The organism is Lutimaribacter saemankumensis, assembly GCF_900100005.1.
In the GTDB taxonomy this organism is placed as follows: Bacteria; Pseudomonadota; Alphaproteobacteria; order Rhodobacterales; family Rhodobacteraceae; genus Lutimaribacter; species Lutimaribacter saemankumensis.
Map to the genome: position 1 here is coordinate 240,847 of NZ_FNEB01000005.1, position 16,945 is coordinate 257,791.

18 protein-coding genes and 1 tRNA gene are annotated in these 16,945 nt (G+C 62.0%); 10 read left to right on the top strand and 9 right to left on the bottom strand.

The features are described 5' to 3' along the window. Window positions 1–21: 21 nt before the first annotated feature. Window positions 22–1,569 (bottom strand): PAS-domain containing protein, encoded by a 1,548-nt coding sequence (locus tag BLT50_RS11590; protein ID WP_090028837.1) that lies wholly within the window; start codon window positions 1,567–1,569, stop codon window positions 22–24. Between the two features lie 67 nt (window positions 1,570–1,636). Further along, window positions 1,637–3,031, bottom strand: a complete 1,395-nt coding sequence (gene regB, locus BLT50_RS11595) for a sensor histidine kinase RegB (protein WP_090028893.1) — start codon at window positions 3,029–3,031, stop codon at window positions 1,637–1,639. Window positions 3,032–3,137: 106 nt separating this feature from the next. Here regB and BLT50_RS11600 point away from each other — a divergent pair, with 106 nt between their 5' ends. Both BLT50_RS11600 and BLT50_RS11605 read left to right on the top strand, forming a co-directional pair. After that, window positions 3,138–3,767, top strand: a complete 630-nt coding sequence (locus tag BLT50_RS11600; protein ID WP_090028838.1) for an SCO family protein — start codon at window positions 3,138–3,140, stop codon at window positions 3,765–3,767. 87 nt (window positions 3,768–3,854) lie between these two features. Continuing rightward, window positions 3,855–4,406, top strand: a complete 552-nt coding sequence (locus BLT50_RS11605; RefSeq protein ID WP_090028839.1) for an ActR/PrrA/RegA family redox response regulator transcription factor — start codon at window positions 3,855–3,857, stop codon at window positions 4,404–4,406. A gap of 7 nt (window positions 4,407–4,413) precedes the next feature. Here the strand turns inward: BLT50_RS11605 and BLT50_RS11610 are convergent, their stop codons facing one another. After that, the gene (locus BLT50_RS11610; RefSeq protein WP_090028840.1) at window positions 4,414–4,878 is read right to left on the bottom strand and encodes an MAPEG family protein; all 465 of its coding nucleotides are present in this window, start codon (window positions 4,876–4,878) and stop codon (window positions 4,414–4,416) included. Between the two features lie 106 nt (window positions 4,879–4,984). Between BLT50_RS11610 and BLT50_RS11615 the strand changes: the two genes are divergently transcribed. Continuing rightward, on the top strand, window positions 4,985–5,569 hold the full coding sequence (locus BLT50_RS11615; RefSeq protein WP_175491463.1) for a TetR/AcrR family transcriptional regulator: 585 nt from the start codon (window positions 4,985–4,987) through the stop codon (window positions 5,567–5,569). A gap of 44 nt (window positions 5,570–5,613) precedes the next feature. On the opposite strand, the gene BLT50_RS11620 is transcribed toward BLT50_RS11615, so the two are convergent. Genes BLT50_RS11620 through BLT50_RS11630 form a run of 3 tightly spaced genes read right to left on the bottom strand, consistent with a single transcriptional unit; the run spans window position 5,614 to window position 9,313 of the window. After that, window positions 5,614–7,119: a heme biosynthesis protein HemY gene (locus BLT50_RS11620; protein WP_090028842.1), complete on the bottom strand. Its 1,506-nt coding sequence runs from the start codon at window positions 7,117–7,119 to the stop codon at window positions 5,614–5,616. Window positions 7,120–7,132: 13 nt separating this feature from the next. Then, window positions 7,133–8,512, bottom strand: a complete 1,380-nt coding sequence (locus BLT50_RS11625; protein ID WP_090028843.1) for a COG4223 family protein — start codon at window positions 8,510–8,512, stop codon at window positions 7,133–7,135. Window positions 8,513–8,566: 54 nt separating this feature from the next. Next, entirely contained in the window at window positions 8,567–9,313 is a 747-nt protein-coding gene (locus tag BLT50_RS11630) for a uroporphyrinogen-III synthase (RefSeq protein WP_139170521.1), read from the bottom strand. 42 nt (window positions 9,314–9,355) lie between these two features. Between BLT50_RS11630 and tsaD the strand changes: the two genes are divergently transcribed. The 4 genes from tsaD to BLT50_RS11650 are packed head-to-tail and all read left to right on the top strand — an operon-like array spanning window position 9,356 to window position 12,104. Continuing rightward, the gene (gene tsaD, locus BLT50_RS11635; RefSeq protein ID WP_090028845.1) at window positions 9,356–10,453 is read left to right on the top strand and encodes a tRNA (adenosine(37)-N6)-threonylcarbamoyltransferase complex transferase subunit TsaD; all 1,098 of its coding nucleotides are present in this window, start codon (window positions 9,356–9,358) and stop codon (window positions 10,451–10,453) included. Continuing rightward, the gene (locus BLT50_RS11640) at window positions 10,450–11,409 is read left to right on the top strand and encodes an NAD(P)H-dependent glycerol-3-phosphate dehydrogenase (RefSeq protein WP_090028846.1); all 960 of its coding nucleotides are present in this window, start codon (window positions 10,450–10,452) and stop codon (window positions 11,407–11,409) included. The genes tsaD and BLT50_RS11640 overlap by 4 nt, the downstream gene beginning before the upstream one ends. Continuing rightward, window positions 11,410–11,685: a YciI family protein gene (locus BLT50_RS11645; protein ID WP_090028847.1), complete on the top strand. Its 276-nt coding sequence runs from the start codon at window positions 11,410–11,412 to the stop codon at window positions 11,683–11,685. Next, window positions 11,685–12,104 carry an EVE domain-containing protein gene (locus BLT50_RS11650; protein ID WP_090028848.1) on the top strand — a complete coding sequence of 140 codons (420 nt, stop codon included), beginning with the start codon at window positions 11,685–11,687 and terminating at the stop codon, window positions 12,102–12,104. Before BLT50_RS11645 ends, BLT50_RS11650 begins: the two co-directional genes overlap by 1 nt. A gap of 154 nt (window positions 12,105–12,258) precedes the next feature. Here the strand turns inward: BLT50_RS11650 and BLT50_RS11655 are convergent, their stop codons facing one another. The 3 genes from BLT50_RS11655 to ahcY form a co-directional block, all read right to left on the bottom strand. Continuing rightward, entirely contained in the window at window positions 12,259–12,951 is a 693-nt protein-coding gene (locus BLT50_RS11655) for a hypothetical protein (protein WP_139170522.1), read from the bottom strand. Between the two features lie 561 nt (window positions 12,952–13,512). Continuing rightward, on the bottom strand, window positions 13,513–13,854 hold the full coding sequence (locus BLT50_RS11660; protein ID WP_090028850.1) for a DUF2853 family protein: 342 nt from the start codon (window positions 13,852–13,854) through the stop codon (window positions 13,513–13,515). A 207-nt stretch (window positions 13,855–14,061) separates the two neighbouring features. Beyond that, on the bottom strand, window positions 14,062–15,471 hold the full coding sequence (ahcY, locus tag BLT50_RS11665) for an adenosylhomocysteinase (RefSeq protein WP_090028851.1): 1,410 nt from the start codon (window positions 15,469–15,471) through the stop codon (window positions 14,062–14,064). Between the two features lie 119 nt (window positions 15,472–15,590). On the opposite strand from ahcY, the gene BLT50_RS11670 reads away from it, so the two are divergent. The 3 genes from BLT50_RS11670 to BLT50_RS11685 all read left to right on the top strand — a co-directional run bounded on the left by BLT50_RS11670 (window position 15,591) and on the right by BLT50_RS11685 (window position 16,916). Beyond that, window positions 15,591–16,184, top strand: a complete 594-nt coding sequence (locus BLT50_RS11670) for an HD domain-containing protein (protein ID WP_090028852.1) — start codon at window positions 15,591–15,593, stop codon at window positions 16,182–16,184. After that, window positions 16,181–16,666 carry a GNAT family N-acetyltransferase gene (locus BLT50_RS11675; RefSeq protein WP_245723365.1) on the top strand — a complete coding sequence of 162 codons (486 nt, stop codon included), beginning with the start codon at window positions 16,181–16,183 and terminating at the stop codon, window positions 16,664–16,666. The genes BLT50_RS11670 and BLT50_RS11675 overlap by 4 nt, the downstream gene beginning before the upstream one ends. Before the next feature lie 174 nt (window positions 16,667–16,840). Next, window positions 16,841–16,916: transfer RNA gene (locus tag BLT50_RS11685), tRNA-Thr, on the top strand. Window positions 16,917–16,945 lie beyond the last annotated feature (29 nt).

Here is a 16,945-nt window from a genome sequence, read left to right on the forward strand (position 1 = left end):
CCTGTGCGCACCCGCAAGGGGTTACGCCACGCTTGGTTCGGGCTGATGGGCATGGCACCCGAACATGACCAGGCGGGCCCCGTTGATCAACGGGCGCACGCGGCATTTGCGGGTTGTTCCATCTCTCATTTCAATCGCGAGATCGTCCAGAGCCGTTCCTGAAACCAGCGCCTCTTCCACCTGGGCCCACGATGTGTCCGGGCTGCTTTCCCTCCGCCAAATGGCGATGGCATCGCCGATGGTCGTGTCAGCAAAGGCACTGTCAGGATCCACCCGCCAGGTCGCCCGGAATTCCGCGTTCGAAAACGCCAGGACACCATCTGCGGAAAACACCGCCATTGCCGCGTCCATCTGGTCAAGCACCGCGTTGCCCAACGCCAGTTCAGACCGGAAACTGCGGGTCAGCGACACCTCGTGGCTGATATCCTCGAACATGAAGGCCACGGCCCCGTCAGGATGCGGCCGTCCCGTCACGCGATATGTCTGCCCCGATGCAAGCGACCAGGTTTCCTGGAACGTGCCGTCGCTGGCGGCCGCGACCAACGTGCCGATCCGCTCACGCCAGCTTGAATAGTTCTTTGGCTCCGGCATCATCTGCTTTTCGCGCAGCATGTCGAAGAAACACAGGATCGTCGGTCGCGCGCTCAGGAAATCGACGGGCAGTTCGGTTAGGTCCACAAGCGCGGGATTGAACAGAGCAAGCTGACGGTCGCGGTTGAAGATCGCCAATCCGATGGCAAGGTGCGCGAACGTCTTGGTGAGCGTCTGGACAAAGTTGCGCTGGGCGATTTCCGCGTTGACGACCGTATCGATGTTCAGCGCGTACGTGACGATGCGCGGGCCCGCATCGACCGCGCAGAGAGAATACCAGTGCTGCACATCCCCGCCCGGTTCCGGCAGGCAATCGCGGCGCGTTGCCGACGCCTTTTTTTCAGGTGCAAGCGGTTCGAACAGGGCAGGAAGCGCACGGCCTGACGCGGGATAGCCCATGTTTCGCGCAAGTGAAACATAGGCCCTGTTCGCCCACTGGATGCGGCTGTCCTTGTCGCTGATCCAGATCGGATTTGGCGTATGCGCCAGGCTGTTGCGCATGTAGCGCAATTCGATCAGCGCGTTCTGAAGCTGGTGATGAACCGACCCGCTGATGCCTTGGGTCGTGTCGCCGTGCAAGACCAACCGCACGTTTTCGCCATCTCGGGTTGCCACCAGGAAGCCACGGTCAAGCGGGTCCGGTGGCGACAGCGTGGTTTCCCGCTGTTCGAGCGCATCGGGATCGTCCGGGAAGTCTGGAAAGCGCAAACTCATGGATTGCGCGACAACCGCCCAGTCATCTTCGCCGCTGCTCGTGGACCGGTCGAACAAGCCGGACGCATCGGACAGATCGCAAAGCTCCCTGCCTTGAAACACGAACACCACCGGATCAGCCGAAGCCGCTGCTACAGCCGGGACGGTGTTGTCGCGCAAAGGCGCCTTGGCCAATCGTGACAGCCAGACCAGACTGGTCATGCCTGCCGCACAACCCAATGCGACCGATGCGACCAGAACAAGGAAATCAAGATTTGCCGCCATCGCCCCGACCTGACTGTCTGTGCGCCGTCAGCCTGACTCGGCAATGGTTACCAAATGGTTAAAACACTCATGGCCCCAACAGGATGTTTTGCGCCGTGACGGGAATATCGAAGGCGCGCACGTCGATCCTGTCGCGTGGCCAGACGACCTCGATGATCGCACCGCAACGTTCGGGGTTCTCGGACGGTGCAAGAAATGGGTCATGCCCGTTGGCAAAGCTCAGCTCCGCCCCGCTCCGTTCCAACAGGGTCTTGGCGATGAACAGGCCCAGCCCCATGCCTTCGTATTCAGGCCGTTGACTGCGGTCTTCGGGGTTGCGCCGCCGCCGCATGAAGGGATCACCGATCCGTCCCAGCAACTGCTGCGGAAACCCGCGCCCGTCATCCATGATCCGAACGCTGATCCGGTTTTCATCCCATTCCGCCTCGATCCAGACCCGTTCGCGCGCGAAATCGACGGCGTTCTGGATCAGGTTGCGCAGTCCGTGAATGATTTCGGGCCGGCGCAGGATCGCGGGTTGAACGGCATCTACGCCCTCGGCTGGCTGATAGTCGAACAGCAGCAGCTTTCCACGGTTGCGGTGCGGTTCGGCGGCCTCTTCTATCACTGCGCTCAGCGGGGCCTGCCGCAGATGCAGATCGTCTTTCCCTGCCCGCCCCATGGATCTAAGGATATCGCGGCACCGGTCGGCCTGGTCGCGGATCAGGCGCGCGTCGTCGGCCAGGTCGGGCCGGTCATCCAGCTCTTCTACCAACTCGGCGCTGGCAAGTTTGATCGTGGCAAGCGGCGTGCCAAGCTCATGCGCGGCGGCTGCCACCACGCCCCCCAGATCGGTCAGCCGCTGTTCACGCGAAAGCGCCATTTGCGTTGCCTGCAACGCGTCCGACATCGTATGCATTTCCACCGTGACCCGGCGGGAATAGATGCTCAGAAACGCAACGGCGATCACGATCGAGACCCAGTTGCCGAAAATGAACAGGTCGGGAATACGCAGGACAAACCCCTCGGCCGTGCGAAGCGGCACATAGGCCGTGGACAGCACCGTCACCGCCGCGATAGCCGTGACCGCCAGGAACACGGTCGACCGCAAAGTCAGAACATTCGCCGATATGACGACCGGCCCGAGGATCAGAACGGAAAACGGGTTGTTCAAACCCCCGGTCAGATACAGCAGCAAGGACAATTGCAGCAGGTCGAACAGAACCATCAGCAGGTTTTCGGTTTCCGAAAGGCGCTTGTTCTCGGGGAATATGAACATCGCGATCAGGTTGCCGATAACCGAGACACCCACCACCAGCAGGCACAACCCGTATTCCAGGCTCAGGTCATAGGCCTGGTTTGCCACCATCAGCGCCGAAAGCTGCCCGGTGATCGCCCCCCAGCGCAAAAGGATCAGCGTGCGCAGCCGGATCCAGTTGCCCCTGTCGCGTCCTTTGAGAATACTCAGATTAGGTTCAGCCATCTGCGCCTTTTCGTCCCGTTGCATCCCCTGCCGCAGCACTGAATATGCGCCGCGTATTCACATTTTCCCGGAATCTCCGGGCCGGATTTTTGAAAGGAAACCCGTCATGACACGTCTATACGCAATCGCCGCCGCTGTCGTCGCCATTGTGTTCCTGGTTGGCGTCTGGGTTTTCACGATGGGCGGCCAGCCCGATGACAAGTTCGCCCAGTGCCGCACCGCCGCCGTTGCCGGCGGCACGTCGCAGATCGGCGGACCGTTCACGCTGATCGACGAAACCGGCAAGACCGTGACCGACAAGGACGTGATCGACGGGCCGACCCTGCTCTATTTCGGCTACGCGTTCTGCCCCGATGTCTGCCCGCTGGACAATTCGCGCAACGCCGAAGCCATCGAAATCCTGGAAAGCCGTGGCGTGATGGTCAAACCGGTATTCATCTCGGTCGATCCCGACCGGGACACACCCGAGTTGCTGGCGGATTTCACCGATAACCTGCATCCCCGCATGCTGGGGCTGACCGGAACGCCGGAACAGATCAAGGCCGCCAGCCAGGCCTATCGCACCTATTTCAAGAAACAGGAGCCCGAAGAAGGCGATGAGGAATATTACCTGATCGACCACTCGACCTTTTCCTACCTGACCTTCCCCGAAGAAGGCTTTGTCGAGTTCTTCAAGCGTGACCTGACGCCCGAGCAACTGGCCGATCGCATCCAGTGCTTTGTCGAGGCGCGCTGACCGTTTCTTGACCTGCGAAGGTTTGACGCAGGGTTGTCCGCGCTATAGAAAACTCTAACTTTTGCCCGCAACAGGAGGGAGCGCCGGATGGCCGAGCAACTTCAGGATCTGGGAGAGGACCGGAGCCTTCTGCTCGTCGATGACGACGAGCCGTTCCTCAAGCGCTTGGCAAAAGCGATGGAAAAGCGCGGTTTCGAGGTTGAAACCGCCGGTTCTGTCGCGGCAGGCAAGGCAATCGCCACCGCCCGGCCACCGGCCTACGCGGTCTGCGACCTGCGGCTGGAAGACGGCAATGGCCTCGACGTGGTCGAGGTGCTGCGCGAAAAGCGCCCCGATTGCCGGATCGTCGTTCTGACGGGCTATGGTGCAATTGCAACGGCGGTTGCAGCGGTCAAGATCGGGGCGACGGATTACCTGTCCAAGCCCACGGATGCGACGGACATCACCAACGCGCTTTTGGCCAATGGCGATGAAATGCCCCCGCCCCCGGAAAACCCGATGAGCGCGGACCGCGTGCGCTGGGAACATATCCAGCGCGTCTATGAACTTTGTGACCGCAATGTCAGCGAAACCGCGCGGCGGCTGAACATGCACCGCCGGACCCTGCAGCGCATCCTTGCGAAACGGTCCCCGCGCTGACGGCCTTCTAACGCGACAGCACCCACAGCCCATGGACCGCCATGTAGATCACGATCAGTGACCCGATGGTGTAGAAACTTGCCCGCATCTCGTGCGATTGCCGGCTCGCGTAGGCCGCGAAATGGCCAAGCCGTGCGGCAAGGAACCCGAACATCAGGCTCTGTGCCAGCCAAAGAGCAGGTTCCGAGATCACGAAAAGAAACCCCGCCATCCAGAATGCCGGGATGTTTTCCAGGTCGTTGCGGTGCATGCGGCGCGACCGGTCGACATAGTCGTTCAGATCCAGTTGCCCAGGGTGCGGCGCCCTGTTCAAAGGGCCGGTTTGCATGTCTTCGGGGCTGGCGAACCCTGCCTTCGCCGTCATCATCCGGTAGACGGTCATCCACCCCTGGCCCATGACTTTCAGCACCAGCAACGCCGACACGATCGCGTAGGTCGTGAATACCGGGTTCTCGGGCGATAAGGCTGTCATGCTGTCACCTTTCCTGTTTCGGTTGACCAAAAGGGGCCGCCAGAACTTGCTTACCAATGGTAAGTGAAATACCTTACCGATGGTAAGTCAGTCAAGGATTCCGCCTTTGCCCCCGAAAAAGACCAGCGATGAAATTCTGGAAATAGCCCGGACAATCCTTGCCGATGCAGGTCTGTCGGCCTTGTCTTTCGACGCAATCGCACGGCGTCTTGGCCGTTCGAAACAGGCGGTGCTTTACTGGTTCCCGACGAAACGCGATCTGCTGGCGGCCCTGTTCCTGCCCTGTCTGGAAGCCGAAACTGAAACAGCGGTCACGGCGCTTGCCGGCAGCACCGACGATAGGGATGCAATTGCCAGGTTCATACGCGCCGTGGCCGATTTTCACCTGCGCGATCTCGATCGCTTTCGGATGATGTATCTTCTGCCGCAAATTCAAAACGGCGCCAGCGCGGATACGGCTGGGGCACCGCTCGTTGAACAGGTGCATCCGGTCACCGACAGGCTCTATTCGAGCCTGGCGCAGCACCTTGAAGGCAATGAACCGCAGTCGCGAAAGGACGCCGTTGCCATCCATTCCGCTGTTCTGGGTCTGGTGCTTATGGTCGCCCTCGCAGACGGGTTGGGCGACCCGCTGAAACACGCATCTAAAGATCTGGTCGAGTCACTGATCGGAAAATTCACAGGACGCTGACTGCAAAACGAAAAGGGCGGGCGCACCCGCCCCTTGTTTCCGGGTCAGGCTTGCGTCTTTTCCTTTCCGGCCTCGTCGTCCTGTTCCTCAGCCGGCTTTTCCGAGTCGTCCACCAGCTCGGCGTCGACGATTTCGGCCTGCTCTTCTTCGGCGGGCTCCTCGGTCTTGTCCTCGATCGAGCCGACGATCAACGGGAGCATCTCCACACCCGTGGGCGCGACGACCTGTGAGGCAGGCGGAGACCGCCAGGTCAGTGTATCGAAGGAATGGCAATTGCCGCAGACGGGCGTCCATTCGGAATGGATGTTGTGGCAGTTGTCGCATACCCATTGCGGCCCGCGCGGTGCCGAAAGCGCACGCGCCAGCCACCCCTTGACCACCGCGTCCGACGCCCCTTCGCCACGTTCAATGGCGGCCATGATGGTAAGCGCCCGTGCATCGGGATCTTTTTCGGCCAGATCGCCCAATGCACGCCGCGCGGCGGGGAAATCCTCGGCTGCGATGTAAAGTTCGGCCTGCAACAGCTTCGTTTCCCGGTCATCGGGGTTCAGCTTGATAAGTTGCTGGAACCGCTTGATCCGTGCCTCGGGTGTCTCGTCCGGCTCCACCACCGCAAACGCACCGGCAAGATCGGGATGAGGCTGCGCGGCCCACGCCTTTTTCAGGACGCGGACGGCGTATTTCTTTTTGCCCTGTTCGACATAGCTGCGCGCCGCGAGGACGGCCGCGGGAACTAGATCGGGCGACAGCCGGTTGGCCTCGATCGCGGCCTCGCGGGCCTCGATGTCCTTGCCCTCGTCCAGGATGCCCTTTGCCTCGGACAGCGCCAGAACGGCATCGCGCCGCTTGTGCACGTCACGCGGCAGCGTGCCGGTGCGCAGCTTGGTGCGCAGGGTGCTGCGCGCCCCGGCCCAATCTTCGGCCCGCGCCTGAAGTTGCAACAAGGTGTCCTGGGTCTCCTCGTGGCGCGGTTTCAGCTCCAGCGCCTTTTCGGCCAGCTTGCGCGCGGTGTCGGTGTCACCATCCGCCAGCTTCTGCTTCATGATCCCGCGCACACCGACGAACCGCGTCTGATCGTTTTCCAGCAGCCGCTTGTAAACCTCTTCCGCCTTTTTCCGGTCGCCCGAGATTTCGGCGGCCTGCGCGGTCAGCAGATTGGTCAGCGCGGGCTTGTTCAGATACTTCTCGGCCCGTGCGGCTTTGGCCATGGCAACGCGCCCTTCGCCACTGGCCAACGCCATCATGCCTTCGCTCAGCGCCTCGAAACCCTTGCGCTCGCGGTTGCGGTCGAAATAGCGGCTCAGCGCGGTTTCGTCCCCATTGATGAACTTCCAGGTCGCGATCAGCAAACCCAGCAGCTTTAGGAAGACCCAGACCGCGATCACCAGCACGACAAGCGCCAGCACGGCCATGATCGGCGTCAGCGTCACCTCTATGCCGGCGGCCTGTATGGTCACGCCACCTTCCATGTCCAGCACGTACCACGCGCCCATCGCAATGCCCGCGACGAGGACGAAGAAAACGAAGATCTTTAAAACGGACCAAAGCATGCCCTGTCCCCCCTCAATTCGCGGTCAGCGATTGCGCCAGCTCTTCAGCGGCAGCAATGGCGTTCTGACGCGTTTTGGCGCGCGCAACCCAACCTGACAAGGCCGCGCGGCCCTGTTCCGGCAGCGCCTCGATTTCGGCAAGGGCATCTGTCAGCCGGCCATCGCGCAACGCCGCTTCGGCCCGCGACAGGATCGCGTCGGGGCTGTCGCCTTCCTGCGGCTCCAGCGATCTCACGCCCAGTTGTGTGCGTAGAAACCCACCCAGACCACCGTCCTCGCCCGCAGCCTTGCGGGCCGCGCCAAGCGCCTCGCGCGCAGCGCCGGGAAATGCCGCCGCAAGCTGGGCCAGCGTCGGAACGCCCGACGCCTGTTCCGCCAGCGCACCGGGCACGGAAACACCGGCCGCGCGCAAGTCATCCAGCGCCGCGCCATAGTCGCTCCCGGTATCGAGCGCGGTTTGCACGCGGCTCAGCGCCGCGCGGGCCAATGCCTCTTGTGCCGTCGCCTCTGCCGCAGCCTCGCGCGCCTGCGCTTCGGACAGCAATGTGTCGATTTCCGCGCGCTGGGCGTCAACGCCATCCTGCAGTGCGCGCAGTTCTGCCGTAACAGCGCTTGCGTCCCCGCTTCCGGTCTCGGCGACAGGGCGTGTTTCCAGCGCTTCGATCCGTGCCTGAAGGTCGGTCAAGGTTCCGGCAATGCCGTCGATGCGCTGGGACAACTCGGCCAAGCCATCGGCGTTGCCAGCCACCTGCCCTTGCAGATCGCCAAGGTTCAGCCCGTTCAGCGCACCGGCAATCTCGTCGATGCGGCTTTCCTGGGCTGCGCTCGCCTCGGTCAACTGGGCAAGGGTGCCATCCTGCGCACCGGGCCAGGGCCAGCCTTCGGGCAAAACATACCGCGCCGCTCCGAAACCGATGACCGCGGCGGCCACGCCCCCCAGAAGCATGGGAACGAAACCGCCCCTTTTCACCACGACCGGGTCAGCCTGCTTTGTGGGCGTGTCGCTGCGTTCCGGTTCCGGTTCGTGCGTTTCGACGGTCTCTGGTTCAGTCAATTCGTCTTCGGTGGAAACTGTCTCATCCGCGTCCGGCTGTGCCTCGACACTGGATACGCCGTCGCCCTCGCCCGGTTCGTCGGGAATTTCGCTATCCGCGTCCGGCTGTGCGTCGGTTTCCGACGCCCTGTCCTCATCGCTGGAATCGGTATCCGGTTCGTCCAGCGTTACCGGCACATCCTCTTCGGTGCCGGGCGTGTCGCCATCGCTGTCAGCGGCCGTTTTCTCGGGTTCGTCCGGTGTGTCGGACTGGGCTTCGTCTTCTTCGACGATCACCGCATCGACAATATCCTGGGCATCGTCGATCTTGGGTTTCGCGGGCTTTTTCCTGTTTGCCACCGGTGGGCCACCTTTCGATTCTCATTAAAACATCTACTTGTGTCCGACCCAACCTTACTGCGCACGCGACCCCCCCTCAAGCGATTGCGCTGCGTCGTACAGTCCGCAAGTCACTGACACCATGGCAGCCATGGTCGGTTCCCGGGCAATCTTCAACTCTGCACAGGTCAATTGCGCGGCTTCGGCCACCGCTGCGCTTAGCGCAGCGACGAAAAGGGGTGCCGGTCCGTGCGCCTGATCCGCGAACACCGCGGCGCTTCTTGGCGAAAACAGCGGAACAATCACCGGCGCGGTGCCTTGCAGCAACTCCTGCGCCTCATCGGAAAGCGGTTGCCCGACCTGATCGTAAACGACGACCTCCCGCGCGGTCAGACCCATGGCGCGCAGATTGCCCACCAGATCGCCCGCACTGTGCGCCCCGCGCACATGCAAAAGCGGGCGGTCCGGGCGTTCGTTGGCGATCAGGTCCAGCAAGTCGTTCACATCCCCCCCGGCCGAGCGCGCGGATATTCCGGCCGCTTCGGCAGCCTGCGCCGTCGCATCGCCAACGGTCAGGCAATTCAGACCCTGTTTCAGCCCAAAACCGCGAAACGCAATCCCGTTGCGCGAGGTGAAGATCAGGATCGGATCGTCAGAAAGATCGGGAACATCCCCTGTCGGCACGATCTTCAGCACCGGCGAGGTCACGATCCTGACCGGGCCAAGCGCATCCTGCAGCGCACGGGCAAACCGCGCCGCGCCATCGGCAGGACGGGTCAGAAGGATCGCGGGCATCGCGGCCACCGGGATTGTTCCAGACACGTTACGGTGTTACCTGCCGGGGGTTGAAACCGCAACGGGGCCATGATGCGCACCCTGACCATTCTCGGGCTGGAAAGCAGCTGCGACGACACCGCCGCCGCCATCGTGCGGCGAACGGGCGATGACGCGCCCGAAATCCTGTCATCTGTCGTGATGGGTCAGAACGACCTGCACGCCGATTTCGGCGGCGTCGTGCCCGAAATCGCGGCCCGTGCCCATGCCGAACGCCTGGATATCTGCGTGCGCCGAGCGCTGGCCGAGGCCGGTCTCTCGCTGGCCGATATGGATGCGGTGGCCGTCACGGCGGGCCCGGGCCTGATCGGCGGTGTCATATCCGGCGTGATGTGCGCCAAGGGGATTGCCGCTGGCGCGGGCCTGCCGCTGATCGGCGTCAACCACCTTGCGGGCCACGCGCTGACGCCCCGGCTGACCGATGGCGCCGGGTTTCCCTACCTCATGCTCCTGGTATCCGGCGGGCATTGCCAATTCCTGATCGCCCGCGGCGTCGACGATTTCACCCGTCTGGGCGGTACGATCGACGACGCCCCCGGCGAGGCGTTCGACAAGACCGCCCGCCTGCTGGGCCTGCCGCAGCCCGGCGGCCCCAGCGTTGAGGCCGAGGCGCGCTCGGGCGATCCCGCCCGCTTTGCCTTCCCGCGCCCTTTGCTTGACCGTCCGGGATGCGACATGTCCTTTTCCGGGCTGAAGACTGCGCTGCTGCGCGCCCGTGATGCGCTGGTCGCTGAAAAAGGCGGGCTCACCCGGACGGATCGCGCGGATCTCTGCGCCGGGTTCCAGGCTGCCGTCGTTGACGTTCTGGTCGAAAAAAGCCGCCGGGCCATCGCGGCCTATCTCGAAGAAATACCCGCGCATCCATTGCTTGCCGTGGCGGGGGGCGTGGCAGCAAACAAGGCCATTCGCGCAGGGTTAGAGAGTGTTTGCACGGAAATGGGCGTACAATTTACCGCGCCGCCCTTGCGCCTTTGCACCGATAACGCGGCCATGATCGCCCACGCGGGACTGGAGCTTTTCGCAAAAGGGCGCAAGGATGACATGACACTGGCCGCGCGCCCGCGCTGGCCGCTCGATCAGCGCAGCCCGGCACTGCTGGGTGGTGGAAAGAAAGGGGCCAAGGCATGATCTGCGTGGCAGGCGCCGGCGCGTTCGGCACGGCACTGGCGATCTCGCTGGCGGCGAACGGCCCGGTCATCCTGTGGTCGCGCGACCCCGACCATGCGCAAGAGATGCGGAAAGCCCGCGAAAACACCCGCCGCCTGGCCGGCATCGCCCTTCCCGACAATGTTACCGTGACGTCGGATTTCGGCACCATCCCGCCTGAAATCCCTGTTCTTCTGGCTGTGCCGATGCAGCAGTTGCGCCCGATGGCCCAAACCCACGCCGACCAGTTAAAAGGCCGCCCGCTGATCGCCTGCTGCAAGGGGATCGAACTGCAAACCGGGCAGGGCCCAACCGCCATCCTGTCTTCGATCCTGCCGGGCACGCCAACCGCCATCCTGACCGGGCCCAGCTTTGCCGCCGATATCGCCCGCGGCCTGCCCACCGCGCTGACGCTGGCCTGCGCCAACCCGGACCTTGGCGTAACCCTGCAGGGGGCTTTGTCGACGCCCACACTCAGGCTTTACCGAACCACCGATACCGCGGGGGCCGAACTGGGCGGCGCACTGAAAAACGTGATCGCCATCGCCGCGGGCGCCGTCATGGGCGCGGGCCTTGGCGACAGCGCCCGCGCCGCGCTGATGACCCGCGGCTACGCCGAGATGACCCGCCTTGCCGTCGCCATGGGGGCGCGGCCCGAAACGCTGGCGGGGCTGTCGGGGTTCGGCGATCTTGTCCTGACCTGCACAGGCACCCAATCGCGCAACTACCGCTTTGGCCACGCGCTGGGCGCTGCCGCCGAATTCGACCCGAACATTACGGTCGAGGGTGCCGCCACCGCCCGCGCCGCCCTGACCCGCGCCCACGAGGCCGGGGTCGACCTGCCGATCACCGCGGCCGTCGTTGCGCTGCTTGACGGGTCGCTCTCGGTTCTGCAAGTCATGGACAGGCTGCTGTCCCGCCCATTGAAGGAAGAATAGATGCTCGTTGCCCTCATCGCCCGCGACAACCCCGGTGCGCTGGAAACCCGCCTTGCCAACCGCGAGGCGCACCTGGCCTATGCCAAATCCGCGCCCATCACGCTGAAATTCGGCGGCCCCTTCATCGATGAGGGGGGCAATATGTGCGGCTCTCTGCTGATCATGGAGGTCGACAGCATGGCCGACGCCCAGGCGTTTGCCGAAAACGATCCCTACGCCAAGGCGGGGCTGTTCCAGTCGGTCGAACTGATCGAGTGGAAGCAGACGATCGGCTGATGCGCTACTGGCTGTTCAAATCCGAACCAGACACATGGGGCTGGGACGACCAGGTTGCCAAGGGCGATGTGGGCGAGGAATGGGACGGCGTGCGCAACTACCAGGCCCGCAACTTCATGCGCGAGATGGAGATCGGCGACCGTGGCTTTTTCTACCACAGCCAGAAAGACAAGGCTGTGGTGGGGATCGTTGAGGTGATCGCCAAAGCCCACCCCGACAGCACCACCGACGATGACCGCTGGGAATGCGTGGATATCAAGGCGGTGAAACCCGTCAAAACCCCCGTGACGCTGGACCAGATCAAGGCCGACGAACGGCTCACCGACATGGTCCTGGTCCGCAACTCCCGCCTGTCCGTCCAGCCCGTGACGGAAGAGGAATGGCGAATCGTGTGCCAGATGGCGGGGGTTGAGGGGTAGTTTCGGCCCATTGCGGACATTGGCGCAGTGCTCAGCGAATGACGCCTTCGAGCCCATACCTATCAGATGCTGCACCTTGCCCGAATACCTGCTGTGCGCCGTGACTCAGGCACTCGTCTTGGGAAGCATGACCTTAAAGGCCGGCTGAGCGTTACTACATAGAGAACATACGTTGTAGCGACGGCCAAATGAGCCAAATCGCGACGCCCCAAATCGCGATGAGCGGCCATTTTTTTCCTCGTTTTCTTTTTTTGTCCAGCGCCACAATCAATTCTTCGACGCGTGCTTCAACCCGGCGCCCAGCGAGAACTGCGCGCATAGCAACGGGTTTCACGGCCGCTTCGCCTCCCGGCGCGGCAACTTTCATCGCTTCGAAAATCTCTTGCGCCTGCTGTTCTTCAGCATGCGCAAGTAGGCGTTGATTGATTGTTAACTTTTCGAGCGCGGGTTTTACGATCTTTGCGCTCAAAGCCCAGGGAGCAATGGGACCGGCTGCGGTGTCGAGATAGATGTGGACACTCGGGCTCTCATTGCCCAGATAATCCCCGGGGACATGCGTGTACCCCCCCGCGTTAATCCGCCTCTGTATGCGCTCGAACAGATCAAACATCTCTTGTTCGTCGTGAACTTCTGGGTTCGCATGATACGCCGCATCACCAAGATCAAACATGAAAAGGACGGCTAGGAGCGGGCAGTCTTCACGATCCGCAATTGCGCCCATGGTTGATGCAACACAAGAGTCCCAACTGTGACTCAGGACAGCCTCTACGAGGTCTTCGCGACGCAAAGAGGTCGCGATGGCGGTTTCTTCTTCACATGTCGCGGCATTTTCAAATGGGTAGGCCATGCGGATCGCTTCCGTGTCGATGTTAAGTCGGGATCTCACTGTCTGATGTCATTTTTAAGACTGAATGCGGGACGACAGTTTTGTAAGTACGTGTCGCAAGGAGCAGCAAACCCCTAAGGACTTTCCGAGCAGGGAACACTTACAAAGCGGTCATACAGCTTCAGAAATTGAATGGAAGCTTTGTCCGCTCAGCAGACCTTGCAGCACAAAGCAGCGAAAGTCCGCCTCTCCGCCCATCGCACGGTTAACCCAACACCCCATCCCACCAACCCAAAACCGCGCGGTTTTGTCCCCAAACCACGCGGGTTTTGCATTTTTACGCGCCTCATAAACATACGAAAAAGAAAACGGAGGGTCCGGGGACGCCCCGGAACCCTCCGCCACCCCACGTGCTCCCTACGCACCACACGTGATCCTGGAATAAGGGTCCGGCCGTCCTGCCCGGATACCTGTTTCTACCGCGAAACCGGGTTTGGGGACAAAGGGATAGTCTTGAAAATAAGGGTCAAAATGAAAACGCCCGCCGGTTGGGCGGGCGTTCCTGTCTGGTCCGTGACGGTGTCAGCCGTAGACGGAGTCCTTGCCGAAATGCTTGGTCAGCATGTAATAGACGACGGCGCGGTACTTGTTGCGCTCGGACCGGCCGTAGGTGTCGATCACGCTGTTGATCGCATCCATCAGCGCAGGGCTGTCGGCAAGACCCAACTTCTTGATAAGAAAGTTGTTTTTCACGGTCTCAAGCTCGCCTTCCTGCGTCGCCGCGACGGTCGAGGCATCGTCGTTGTAGATCGCCGGACCGCACCCGATCGTGACCTTGGTCAGCAGATCCATGTCCGGTTCCATCCCGCATTTGTTGCGCAGATCGTCGGCATACTTGGCGATCAGCTCGTCACGTTTTCCCATCGTATTCTCCCACCGTTGCCGGTTTTCCAGTTAACTCGACAGCCCCTACAAACCGAAGCTGAGCGAAGGTTAACCCCAGATAGTGCGGCCCACAAAGGGAAATTTCGCCCTGCTTCCCTGCAGTAGAGCCGCAGGCATTTGCACCCGGGCCCAAAAGAAAAGGGCGGGCCCACCGGCCCGCCCTGTCCCGCGCCGCGCTTTGCGACGTCAGTAACGGTAATGCTCGGGCTTGAACGGCCCCTCGGGCGTCACGCCGATATAGTCGGCCTGCTCTGCGCTCAGTTGGCTCAGCCTGACCCCGATCCGGTCCAGGTGCAGACGGGCCACTTTCTCGTCCAGGTGCTTGGGCAGGATGTAGACCTTGTTGTCGTACTGCTCACCCTTGGTCCACAGCTCCATCTGGGCCAGCACCTGGTTGGTGAACGAAGCGGACATGACGAAGGACGGATGACCGGTGGCGTTGCCAAGGTTCAGCAGGCGACCCTCGGATAGCAGGATGATGCGGTTGCCGTTCGGCATTTCGATCATGTCCACCTGGTCCTTGATGTTGGTCCATTTGTGGTTCTTCAGCGCGGCAACCTGAATTTCGTTGTCGAAATGGCCGATATTGCCGACGATCGCCATGTCCTTCATCTCGCGCATATGCTCGATGCGGATCACGTCCTTGTTGCCGGTGGTCGTGATGAAGATGTCGGCCGTGGCGACCGCGTCTTCGAGGGTCACGACTTCGAAACCGTCCATCGCGGCCTGCAGCGCACAGATCGGGTCGATCTCGGTCACTTTGACCCGGGCGCCGGCGCCGCGCAGCGATGCGGCCGAACCTTTGCCCACGTCGCCATAGCCGCAAACCACGGCGACCTTGCCTGCCATCATCGTGTCGGTGGCGCGGCGGATGCCGTCGACCAGCGATTCCTTGCAGCCGTACTTGTTGTCGAATTTCGACTTGGTGACGCTGTCATTGACGTTGATCGCAGGGAAGGGGAGGTGGCCCTTTTCCATCATCTTGTACAGGCGGTGCACACCCGTTGTGGTTTCCTCGGACACGCCCTTGATCATGTGGCGCTGCTTGATGAACCAGCCCGGCGTTTCCGCCATCCGCTTGCGGATCTGGGCAAAGAGGTACTCTTCTTCCTCGCTGGTGGGAACGGCGATCAGATCTTCTTCGCCTTCTTCGACGCGCGCGCCCATCAGGATGTAAAGCGTCGCGTCCCCGCCATCATCGAGGATCATGTTGGCGCCACCTTCGGAAAACTGGAAGATCTGGTCGGTATAGCTCCAGTATTCTTCCAGTGTTTCGCCCTTGACGGCAAACACGGGCGTCCCGCCAGCGGCGATCGCGGCGGCCGCGTGATCCTGCGTCGAAAAGATGTTGCACGAGGCCCAACGCACGTCGGCCCCAAGCGCAACAAGCGTTTCGATCAGAACGGCGGTCTGGATCGTCATATGCAGCGATCCGGCGATGCGCGCGCCTTTCAGCGGCTTGGCTTCGCCGTACTCCTCGCGCAGGGCCATCAGGCCCGGCATTTCGGTTTCGGCGATGTCCAGTTCCTTGCGGCCGAAATCGGCCAGATTGATATCCTTGACGACGTAATCCTGGGTCACGGGGGAAAGCTCCATATATATTTGGCGCTGGACCTAGCACGCAGGCCCGGGCAGGGCAACGCTGTCCGGTTTACAGGGCCTTGGAGCAGGGTTAGTGAAGCGTTATCTGCTCAATCGAAGGACGATTGTTTCCGATGAAGCCCCCCAGCGCATGGCAACGCATGCTTTCAGGCCGCCGGCTGGACCTATTGGACCCCACGCCGATGGATATCGAGATCGAGGATATCGCCCATGGCCTGGCCTTTGTTGCGCGGTGGAATGGTCAGACCCAGGGCGACTATGCCTATTCGGTGGCCGAGCATTCCCTTCTGGTCGAGGAACTGTTTTCCCGGCTGGTGCCGGGGGCCACGCCGGTATCACGTCTGACGGCGCTTTTGCACGATGCGCCCGAATACGTTATCGGCGACATGATTTCACCGGTGAAGGCCGCTGTCGGACCGGGGTACGAAGAACTGGACAAGCGACTGTCCGCAGCGATTCACATCCGGTTCGGCCTGCCCGCAGTGACCCCGGCCGCATTGAAAAAACAGATCAAGAAGGCCGACCGCATCAGCGCCTGGATGGAAGCGACCCAGATCGCCGGTTTCGCGGAAGCCGAGGCAAGCCGGTTTTTCGGCAAGCCTTCGCCCGACCTGATCGCCGGGTTGAACATACGCTTGCGCCCGCCTGTAGATGTACGCGCGGATTTCACAGCCCGCCACGTGGCCCTGCTGGAGCAAACCGCTTGATACATATTCGCCGCGCCGGTGGCATGGATGCCGGGCCCATGGCCGAGCTTTTGAACGCGATCATTGCACAGGGCGGCACGACAGCCTTGACGCAGCCCGTGACCCGTTCGGATCTGGCAACCAAGATGGCTGCCCACGCCGGACGGAACGCATGGCACCTCGCCGAGGATGACGCCGGCGCGGTTCTTGGCTTTCAATGGATCGCCCCGAACGATGCCTTGCCGCCCGAAGCCGCCGATATCGCGACCTTTGTCCAGATCGGTCGCACGCAGCTTGGAATCGGGTCATCGCTGTTCCGCGAAACCTGCGCGGCGGCAAGGCAATTGGGATACCGCTGGATCAACGCCACCATCCGCGCCGACAACGCGGGCGGGCTGGCATATTACCAATCGCGCGGCTTTGAAACATATGGCAGGCAAACCGATGTCACCCTCGCGGATGGCACGCGCGTCGACCGCGTTCTGGGCCGTTACGATCTATAATCTTTGCGCTTGAACGCCACAGGCCTTGCCGATAAAAGCCGCGCGAGCGCCGCTGTAGCTCAGCTGGTAGAGCACGTCATTCGTAATTAGCGGGTCCCCGCTCGAATGACTTGCAAAACCAAAGAGTTCGAGGCACGCGAGGAGAACTAGTAGGGCCATAGTAGGGTCCAGGAAGCCGCTGTAGCTCAGCTGGTAGAGCACGTCATTCGTAATGATGGGGTCGGGGGTTCGAGTCCCTTCAGCGGCACCACAAAAAACCAAGAAGTCCTAGGGCCTTAC